This is a genomic window from Synechococcus sp. H55.2, from assembly GCF_047462495.1.
Classification (GTDB): Bacteria; Cyanobacteriota; Cyanobacteriia; order Thermostichales; family Thermostichaceae; genus Thermostichus.
Genome location: NZ_JANSJH010000177.1, coordinates 1 through 2,181, shown reverse-complemented (window position 1 = coordinate 2,181; position 2,181 = coordinate 1). Strand labels below are relative to the sequence as shown.

Annotated in this window: 1 protein-coding gene; it reads right to left on the bottom strand. The window is 56.3% G+C overall.

Translation table 11 applies throughout. From position 1 onward, the window contains the following. Window positions 1-222: 222 nt before the first annotated feature. Window positions 223-1,707, bottom strand: coding sequence for a hypothetical protein (locus NW844_RS12735; RefSeq protein WP_414336177.1), 1,485 nt, complete (start codon window positions 1,705-1,707; stop codon window positions 223-225). Window positions 1,708-2,181: the final 474 nt, after the last annotated feature.

Here is a 2,181-nt window from a genome sequence, read left to right as displayed (position 1 = left end):
CCCATGGCTTCAATCTAGCAATGATACGACTTTTTCCGGCAACGCCGACTTCAACCGATGCAGAGGTACAGGTAGGTATGCGCTGAGAAGGGAACTTCAGGCTCCTCTACCCCAAGGTCGGGGTTATCCTAGGTGCCTATGGATCCCTGCCGGTCATTACTCCCGAAGAAGTCAGCCACGCTGGCCTTAGCTTGCAAAGTAAATGAGATGGGATCCCTCGGCTTAAAGGTTAACCTGAGCCCCGTTAAAGAATCCACGAATAATGAGAATAACTCCCCCTTGATCAGGAGTACCCGTATTTCCGTCGCCAGTTGGTGGATTCGGGCCTATAACCTGATTATCAGTGGGGAACTCTTGCTCAATAAAGAATTGCCCAGAGATATTCGAGCCAGAGGTGGTCGGGTCGAAAACCAAATTCAAGTTGCCCCGCAGCAGGGAACCGCCAATATCTGCTCTGTTGAACGGCCCGGCCAGTTGCGCCCCAGCTAAGGTGCGGAAGACAAAATCTCCTGTGGTGGGGACAATGCCCTGGATGATAACGGGACTGAGATTAGTTCCCTCCACAGGTGAGCCAGGTAAGGTACCCGTAGAGCGCTCGGTGCGCAGGGAGAAAAAGTAGTCAAAGGCCGTAGGAGCACCCGGACGCTCAGGGACGGGCAATTGCGGGATCGGAGTGGGGAAAGGTCGTGGCGGCGGGCTGACCTGGACAAAGTTGAGGACTGTGCTGACATTGGCCGGGTCAAACTCCGCTTGTACCCGGCCGTTCAGCAGACGCCGGATGCGCACCAACTGGTTGGGCAAGATGTTCGGACGAGTGGGATCCGGAGCAAATAGCACCGACTGCGTACCCACCTGGGCGGGACGATAGACGATTTCCGCCTGGTTGGGGCGGAAGTTCAGGCGGGCAAAGAGAGCCAGGGCATCTTCAGGAGTGCCATCGCCGGCCACGCCCCGCTGCCGCACCACGAAGCTGGCGGAGAAGCTGCCGGTTTGCAGGATAGCAGTGACAGGCCCTTGAGGTGGGGGAGGATTGACAAAGGATCCTGCCGGTGGGTTGCCATTAGGGCCGGGATCTTCATAGAGTACCCCCACGGTAGGGACAATAAGAGAAGAATCTCCCTCTAAGACGACTTGGTTGCCATTGCGGCTAACCAAGATGCGGCGCACGGTTAAAGTTAAAACAGTTTCCGTATCCGGATCGGCAGCTCTAAAGGTTGTATTGACTCGAATGCGCTGGTCGTTGGGGTTTGTCGAAAGGGCAACCAGCCCGGCAATGCTGAATTGCGTAGATAGCCTGCCGTCGTTGGGGCCGAAGGCGATGAGATTCACCAGCGGCGTGGATCGGGCAATCTGGATGGCCAGTGTGCTGGAGCGAAGGGTTGAGTCAATTGTCAGTTCATTGGCTGGGATCTCATTGACCGGCAGAATGCGGGCCTCTACGTTGGTAATGCGGGCTTCTCCACTGCCTTGAAAGCCGCTGTTCCGCACAGGGATCCCGTTGTCAAATTTTGGGTTGACATAGTCTAGCCTCAAGCTAGTGGTCTCCAGCACTGAGCCGGGGGTAAAGCGGTACTCCTGCGCCGAGACAAACGCCGTGGGATCCACCTGGACAGGCCCCGGCAAGGCGGGGGATTCGTCAATTTGACCGCAGCCACCTAGGAGCAAGACTCCACACAAAACTGCCAATGAGCGACCTTTGAAGTTCATACGGCACTGCCTCACACACCCTAATCTGGGGAAATCCACACACAAAATGGAGGAAAAGGCACCCAACCCCCAACGCTACAGGTAAGCTGGCCGCCCCTGTTCGAGGCTATGATACCCCATATCTAGGGGATGGGCCATTTCCAAAAAAATTTCTTGGATTTGCTTTTCCGCTTGCTTGACAACGCCCCAAGATGCAGTAGAACTAACAGCAGGCATCCGCCTTTGAAACGGGATCCCTCATAATCTTGCCCATGCACAGAGGCAAATTCAGTGGATCCCGGCTGGGCGTTGTTGGAAAGATTTGCTGTGGTGTGAGTGAGTGGAGAATTCCCCGATGAAACGACGTTCTGGCTCAGGCCCTGGCCGTGGCGGCCTTTCTCTTCTGGCAACTTGGGCTTCGCTGGCGCTAGCCACTGCCTGCAGCAGCGAGACTACGGGCGGCCTGCCACCCCTCTTGACCGCCGATGGATCCAC